4 protein-coding genes are annotated in these 7,591 nt (G+C 66.8%); all 4 read left to right on the top strand.

What is annotated here, in order from left to right; translation table 11 throughout:
• Window positions 1-158: 158 nt before the first annotated feature.
• The 4 genes from ACFYUV_RS16290 (at window position 159) to fusA (ending at window position 7,580) form a co-directional block, all read left to right on the top strand.
• Window positions 159-4,034, top strand: coding sequence for a DNA-directed RNA polymerase subunit beta' (locus ACFYUV_RS16290; RefSeq protein ID WP_357982792.1), 3,876 nt, complete (start codon window positions 159-161; stop codon window positions 4,032-4,034).
• A 559-nt stretch (window positions 4,035-4,593) separates the two neighbouring features.
• The gene (rpsL, locus tag ACFYUV_RS16285; protein WP_020542315.1) at window positions 4,594-4,968 is read left to right on the top strand and encodes a 30S ribosomal protein S12; all 375 of its coding nucleotides are present in this window, start codon (window positions 4,594-4,596) and stop codon (window positions 4,966-4,968) included.
• Window positions 4,969-4,970: 2 nt separating this feature from the next.
• Window positions 4,971-5,441: a 30S ribosomal protein S7 gene (gene rpsG, locus ACFYUV_RS16280; RefSeq protein WP_043623423.1), complete on the top strand. Its 471-nt coding sequence runs from the start codon at window positions 4,971-4,973 to the stop codon at window positions 5,439-5,441.
• A gap of 90 nt (window positions 5,442-5,531) precedes the next feature.
• Window positions 5,532-7,580: an elongation factor G gene (gene fusA, locus ACFYUV_RS16275; RefSeq protein WP_387669283.1), complete on the top strand. Its 2,049-nt coding sequence runs from the start codon at window positions 5,532-5,534 to the stop codon at window positions 7,578-7,580.
• Window positions 7,581-7,591: the final 11 nt, after the last annotated feature.

Below are 7,591 nucleotides of genomic sequence, written 5' to 3'. Positions count from 1 at the left end.
CTGTGCCTCAACGTCGAGGTGCTGTCCAGCGACGGCATGTCCATCGAGATGCGCGACACCGACGAGGACGTCTTCCGCGCGGCGGAGGAACTCGGTATCGATCTGTCCCGGCGTGAGCCGAGCAGCGTGGAAGAAGTCTGAGGGGGAGATCGCACACAATGCTAGACGTCAACTTCTTCGACGAGCTCAGGATCGGTCTTGCGACCGCCGACGACATCCGTCAGTGGTCGCACGGCGAGGTCAAGAAGCCCGAGACCATCAACTACCGGACTCTCAAGCCGGAAAAGGACGGACTCTTCTGCGAGAAGATCTTCGGTCCGACCCGCGACTGGGAGTGCTACTGCGGCAAGTACAAGCGCGTCCGGTTCAAGGGCATCATCTGTGAGCGCTGCGGCGTCGAGGTGACCCGGGCCAAGGTGCGTCGTGAGCGGATGGGCCACATCGAGCTGGCCGCGCCCGTCACGCACATCTGGTACTTCAAGGGCGTGCCGTCGCGCCTCGGCTACCTGCTCGACCTGGCCCCGAAGGACCTGGAGAAGGTCATCTACTTCGCGGCCTACATGATCACGCACGTCGACACCGACATGCGTGAGCGTGACCTGCCCTCGCTGGAGGCGAAGATCTCCGTCGAGCGGCAGCACATCGAGCAGCGCCGTGACGCCGACGTCGAGTCCAGGCAGAAGAAGCTCGAGTCCGACCTGGCCGAGCTGGAGGCCGCCGGCGCCAAGGGCGACCAGCGGCGCAAGGTCCGCGAGGGCGCCGAGCGCGAGATGCGCCAGCTCCGCGACCGTGCCCAGCGCGAGCTGGACCGGCTCGACGAGGTCTGGAGCCGCTTCAAGAACCTCAAGGTCCAGGACCTTGAGGGCGACGAGCTGCTCTACCGCGAGATGCGCGACCGCTTCGGCCGCTACTTCAAGGGCGGCATGGGCGCGCAGGCGATCCAGGACCGCCTGATCAGCTTCGACCTCGACGCCGAGGCCGAGAACCTGCGCGAGACCATCCGCAGCGGCAAGGGCCAGAAGAAGGCCCGCGCCCTCAAGCGGCTCAAGGTCGTGTCGGCGTTCCTGAACACCACCAACTCGCCGCGCGGCATGGTGCTCGACTGCATCCCGGTCATCCCGCCGGACCTGCGCCCGATGGTGCAGCTCGACGGTGGCCGGTTCGCGACCTCCGACCTCAACGACCTGTACCGCCGGGTCATCAACCGGAACAACCGCCTCAAGCGTCTGCTCGACCTCGGCGCCCCCGAGATCATCGTGAACAACGAGAAGCGGATGCTCCAGGAGGCCGTCGACGCGCTGTTCGACAACGGCCGTCGCGGTCGCCCGGTGACCGGCCCCGGCAACCGGCCGCTGAAGTCCCTCAGCGACATGCTGAAGGGCAAGCAGGGTCGTTTCCGCCAGAACCTGCTGGGCAAGCGAGTCGACTACTCCGGCCGTTCGGTCATCGTCGTCGGCCCGCAGCTCAAGCTGCACCAGTGCGGTCTGCCCAAGCAGATGGCGCTGGAGCTGTTCAAGCCGTTCGTGATGAAGCGGCTCGTGGACCTCAACCACGCGCAGAACATCAAGTCGGCCAAGCGGATGGTCGAGCGCGCCCGCCCCGTCGTGTGGGACGTGCTCGAAGAGGTCATCACCGAGCACCCGGTGCTGCTCAACCGCGCTCCGACGCTCCACCGTCTGGGCATCCAGGCGTTCGAGCCGCAGCTGGTCGAGGGCAAGGCCATCCAGATCCACCCGCTCGTCTGCACCGCCTTCAACGCGGACTTCGACGGCGACCAGATGGCCGTGCACCTGCCGCTGTCGGCTGAGGCCCAGGCCGAGGCGCGCATCCTGATGCTCTCGACCAACAACATCCTCAAGCCGGCCGACGGCAAGCCCGTGACGATGCCCACCCAGGACATGGTCATCGGCCTCTACTGGCTGACCACCCAGAAGGAAGGCGCGACCGGCGAGGGCCGCGTGTTCGGCTCGATCGCCGAGGCGCAGATGGCCTTCGACCGCCGCGAGCTGGAGATCCAGGCGAAGATCCAGATCCGGGTCAAGGACGTCCTGCCGCCGCGCGACTGGGTCGCTCCGGAGGGCTGGGAGCAGGGTGACCCGATCCGGCTGGAGACGACGTTCGGGCGGTGCCTGTTCAACCAGACGCTCCCCGAGAGCTACCCGTTCGTCAACTTCCAGGTGGGCAAGAAGCAGCTGTCCACGATCGTGAACGAGCTGGCCGACACCTACCCCAAGGTCGAGGTCGCCAACTCGCTCGACGCGCTCAAGGACGCGGGCTTCCGCTGGGCGACCCGCTCCGGCGTCACGATCTCGATCGAGGACGTCGTCGCGCCGCCGAACAAGACCGACATCATGGAGAACTACGAGCGCCGGGCCGACAAGGTCCAGCGCGAGTACGAGCGTGGTCTGATCACCGACGAGGAGCGCCGTCAGGAGCTCATCGAGATCTGGACCCACGCCACGGCCGACGTCGAGACCGACATGGTCAACGCCTTCCCGGCGACCAACCCGGTCTGGATGATGGTCAACTCGGGCGCCCGTGGTAACAAGATGCAGGTCCGGCAGATCGCCGGCATCCGTGGCCTGGTGTCCAACACCAAGGGTGAGACGATCCCGCGGCCGATCAAGGCCTCCTTCCGCGAGGGCCTGTCGGTGCTGGAGTACTTCATCTCCACCCACGGTCAGCGAAAGGGTCTGGCCGACACCGCCCTGCGGACCGCCGACTCGGGTTACCTGACCCGTCGTCTGGTGGACGTCGCCCAGGACGTCATCGTGCGTGAGATCGACTGTGGCACCGACCGCGCGGTCCCGCTGCACGTCGGCGAGCGTGACGCGTCGGGCAACCTGGTCAAGGCGGAGAACGCCGAGTCCAACGTGCACGGCCGCATCATGGCCGAGGACGTCGAGGTCGACGGCAAGGTCATCGTCCCGGCGGGTGTCGACATCAACGACATCCACGTGACGAAGCTGGTCGAGGCCGGCGTCGAGACCGTCCGCACCCGCAGCGCGCTCGTCTGCGAGGCCAAGATCGGTGTCTGCGCGACCTGCTACGGCCGCTCGCTGGCCACCGGCAAGCTCGTGGACGTCGGCGAGGCGGTCGGCATCATCGCCGCCCAGTCGATCGGTGAGCCCGGCACGCAGCTGACGATGCGTACGTTCCACACCGGTGGTGTGGCCGGCGCCGACATCACCCACGGTCTGCCCCGTGTCACGGAGCTGTTCGAGGCGCGCATCCCCAAGGGTGTCGCCCCGATCTCCGAGGCCGAGGGCCGGGCCCGGATCGACGAGACCGACAAGACCAGGAAGATCGTCATCACCCCCGACGACGGGTCGGAGGAGATCGCCTACCCGGTCTCGATGCGTTCGCGCCTGCTCGTCCAGGACGGCCAGCGCGTGACGGTCGGCCAGCAGCTGATCGCCGGTGCGGTCAACCCCAACGAGGTGCTGCGCATCCTCGGCCCGCGGGCCGTGCAGCTGCACCTGGTGGCCGAGGTCCAGCAGGTCTACCGGTCGCAGGGTGTGTCGATCCACGACAAGCACATCGAGATCATCGTGCGGCAGATGCTCAAGCGCGTGAACGTGCTGGAGTCCGGTGACACCGACCTGCTGCCCGGTGAGCTGGTGGAGCGTCCGCGCTTCGAGCAGATGAACCGTGAGACGGTGGCCGAGAGCGGCTCGCCGGCCGCGGGCCGTCCGGTGCTCATGGGCATCACGAAGGCGTCGCTGGCCACCGAGTCGTGGCTGTCGGCGGCCTCCTTCCAGGAGACGACCAGGGTTCTGACGGACGCGGCGATCCACGCCAAGTCCGACTCGCTCCTGGGCCTGAAGGAGAACGTCATCATCGGTAAGCTCATCCCGGCCGGTACGGGCATGCCCCAGTACCGCAACATCCGGGTCGAGCCGACCGAGGAGGCCAAGGCCGCCATGTACACCGTCGGCGGTTACGACGGTTCCGCGGCCGACTACACCTTCGGCACGGGCAGCGGCGAGGCCGTCCCGCTGGAGGAGTACGACTTCGGTCAGTACAACCGCTAGCAGTTCGCAGGCGCCGCGCCCGGGTCTCTCTCCGAAGAGGCCCGGGCGCGGCGCTGTTCCGGCCGTACGCGCTGCCGTAGACGCTCCCAGACGCCCTGTGAGGGTGGGGCGGGCCCCGGGGGAGACGGTCCGCCGGCCTGGCGGTCTGTGGGCCGGTTGGGGGGGGGCTCCCCGGCGAATCGGCACACGTCGGTCCCCAGGCCCGGTATCATTGCCGCGGCGCTTCGGATGGGCTGGATGAGACAGGCCCCGGTGGCACGGAGCGGCGAGGCCGACAGGCGTTGCCGTGCCGTTTTGACGTGTCGGCTGGGCCTGGGTAGTCTTGAGCATCGTGCCCGTCTCTAGCGGGCTTTCGGCTGTGCGCTCATATCCATAGGGAGAGCGTCGGCTGGACTCTCAGGCTCGCAAGTCTCCGTGGCTGTGTCTGTGTGAATAGCGCGACACGCCCGACCGCGGGGGCACCGAGACGAGGAAAACCAGCAGGTCATGACACCGGCAGAACCTGCGAAATGCAAGACCCAATGACGTAACACCGGCCAAGGCACGAAACGGAGTGGCAGTGCCCACTATTCAGCAGTTGGTCCGCAAGGGCCGGCAGGACAAGGTCTCCAAGACCAAGACTCCTGCCCTCAAGGGGAGTCCGCAGCGGCGCGGTGTGTGCCAGCGCGTTTACACCACGACCCCGAAGAAGCCCAACTCGGCACTGCGCAAGGTGGCCCGCGTTCGGCTCACGAACGGCATCGAGGTCACGGCTTACATCCCCGGTGTGGGCCACAACCTGCAGGAGCACTCCATCGTGCTCGTGCGTGGCGGTCGTGTGAAGGACCTGCCTGGTGTTCGCTACAAGATCATCCGCGGTTCGCTCGACACCCAGGGTGTCCGCAACCGCAAGCAGGCCCGCAGCCGCTACGGCGCGAAGAAGGAGAAGAGCTAACAATGCCTCGTAAGGGTTCTCCTGGCCGTCGTCAGCTCATGTCTGACCCGGTTTACAGCTCGCCGCTGGTGACCGCCCTGATCAACAAGGTGCTCCTTGACGGCAAGCGCTCCATCGCGCAGTCGATCGTCTACGGCGCCCTCGAAGGCTGCAGGGAGAAGACGGGCAACGACCCGGTCGTCACCCTCAAGCGCGCGCTTGACAACGTCAAGCCCACCCTCGAGGTCCGCAGCCGTCGTGTCGGTGGCGCGACCTACCAGGTGCCGGTCGAGGTGCGCGCCGCGCGCAGCACCACCCTGGCCCTGCGCTGGCTGGTGCAGTACTCCCGCGCCCGCCGCGAGAAGACCATGACCGAGCGCCTCATGAACGAGCTCCTCGACGCCAGCAACGGCCTCGGGGCGAGTGTCAAGAAGCGCGAGGACACCCACAAGATGGCCGAGTCCAACAAGGCCTTCGCCCACTACCGCTGGTAACCCGGCGGGTTCGACGAGACGACGAGGACGCGAGTTAAAGTGGCCGCTACGACCGCTCTTGACCTGGCCAAGGTCCGCAACATCGGGATCATGGCCCACATCGACGCGGGCAAGACCACCACGACCGAGCGCATCCTGTTCTACACCGGCATCAACTACAAGATCGGTGAAGTCCATGAGGGCGCTGCCACCATGGACTGGATGGAGCAGGAGCAGGAGCGCGGCATCACGATCACGTCTGCCGCGACGACCTGTGAGTGGATCGGTCACACCATCAACATCATCGACACTCCGGGTCACGTCGACTTCACCATCGAAGTGGAGCGCTCGCTCCGCGTCCTCGACGGTGCCGTCGCCGTGTTCGACGGTGTCGCCGGTGTCGAGCCGCAGTCGGAGACGGTGTGGCGGCAGGCTGACCGGTACGAGGTCCCGCGCATCTGCTTCGTGAACAAGATGGACCGTGTCGGCGCGGAGTTCCACCGCTGCGTCGAGATGATGGTCAGCCGCCTGGGCGCGACCCCCGCTGTGATCCAGCTTCCGTGGGGTGTCGAGGCCGACTTCAAGGGCGTCATCGACCTCATCAAGATGAAGGGGCTCATCTGGAGCGCCGACGCGGCCAAGGGCGAGATGTACGACACCGTCGACATCCCGGCCGACCACGCCGACGCCGCCCGCGAGTGGCGTGACCGCCTCATCGAGACGGTCGCCGAGAACGACGACGAGCTGATGGAGCTCTTCCTGGAGGGCACCGAGCCCACCGAGGAGCAGCTGGTCGCGGCCATCCGCCGCGCCACGCTGAGCAGCGCCATCAACCCGGTGCTGTGCGGCACCGCGTTCAAGAACAAGGGCGTTCAGCCCCTGCTCGACGCGATCGTCGCCTACCTCCCCGCCCCGACCGACATCCCGGCGTTCAAGGGTTACGCGGTCGGCAACGAGGAGAAGGTGATCGAGCGTCACGCGGACCCGGCCGAGCCGTTCTCCGCGCTGGCCTTCAAGATCGCCAGCGACCCGCACCTGGGCAAGCTCACCTACATCCGCATCTACTCCGGCACCCTCGACACCGGTTCACAGGTCGTGAACTCGGTGAAGGGCAAGAAGGAGCGGATCGGCAAGATCTACCAGATGCACGCCAACAAGCGCGAAGAGCGCCCGCAGGCGATCGCCGGTCAGATCGTCGCCGTCATGGGTCTTAAGGACACCACGACCGGCGACACCCTTGCCGACCCGGCCAACCCGGTCGTGCTCGAGTCGATGACGTTCCCGGCTCCGGTCATCAACGTCGCCATCGAGCCCAAGACCAAGGGCGACCAGGAGAAGCTGTCCACCGCCATCCAGCGGCTGGCCGAGGAGGACCCGTCCTTCCAGGTCCGTCGTGACGAGGAGACCGGTCAGACGGTCATCTGGGGCATGGGCGAGCTTCACCTGGAGATCCTCGTCGACCGTATGCGTCGCGAGTTCAAGGTCGAGGCCAACGTGGGCCGCCCGCAGGTGGCCTACCGCGAGACCATCCGCCGCAAGGTGGAGAAGGTCGACTACACCCACAAGAAGCAGACCGGTGGTTCCGGTCAGTTCGCGCGGGTGATCATCGACCTGGAGCCGCTGGGCGAGGGCAACGACGGTTACGAGTTCCAGAACAAGGTCTCCGGTGGCCGCGTCCCGAGGGAGTACATCCCCTCGGTCGACGCCGGCGCCCAGGAGGCCGCCGAGTTCGGCGTGCTGGCCGGTTACCCGATGGTGGGCGTGAAGGTTACGCTGACCGACGGTGCCGCCCACGACGTCGACTCCTCGGAAATGGCGTTCAAGATCGCCGGCTCGATGGCCTTCAAGGAGGCCGCGCGCAAGGCGGACGCCGTTCTTCTCGAGCCGATGATGGCCGTCGAGGTCACCACGCCCGAGGACTACATGGGTGACGTCATCGGTGACCTCAACGGTCGCCGCGGGCAGATCCAGGCGATGGACGAGCGGGCCGGCGCCCGTGTCGTCCAGGCGCTCGTGCCGCTGTCTGAGATGTTCGGCTACGTGGGTGACCTGCGTAGCAAGACGCAGGGGCGCGCGAGCTACAGCATGCAGTTCGACTCCTACGCGGAGGTGCCTCCGGGCATCGCCAAGGAGATCGTCGCGAAGGCCCGGGGCGAATAACTTCCCGGTCC

The organism is Nonomuraea sp. NPDC003560, assembly GCF_042878785.1.
Classification (GTDB): domain Bacteria; phylum Actinomycetota; class Actinomycetes; order Streptosporangiales; family Streptosporangiaceae; genus Nonomuraea.
This window is presented reverse-complemented; position numbering and strand designations above follow the sequence as displayed.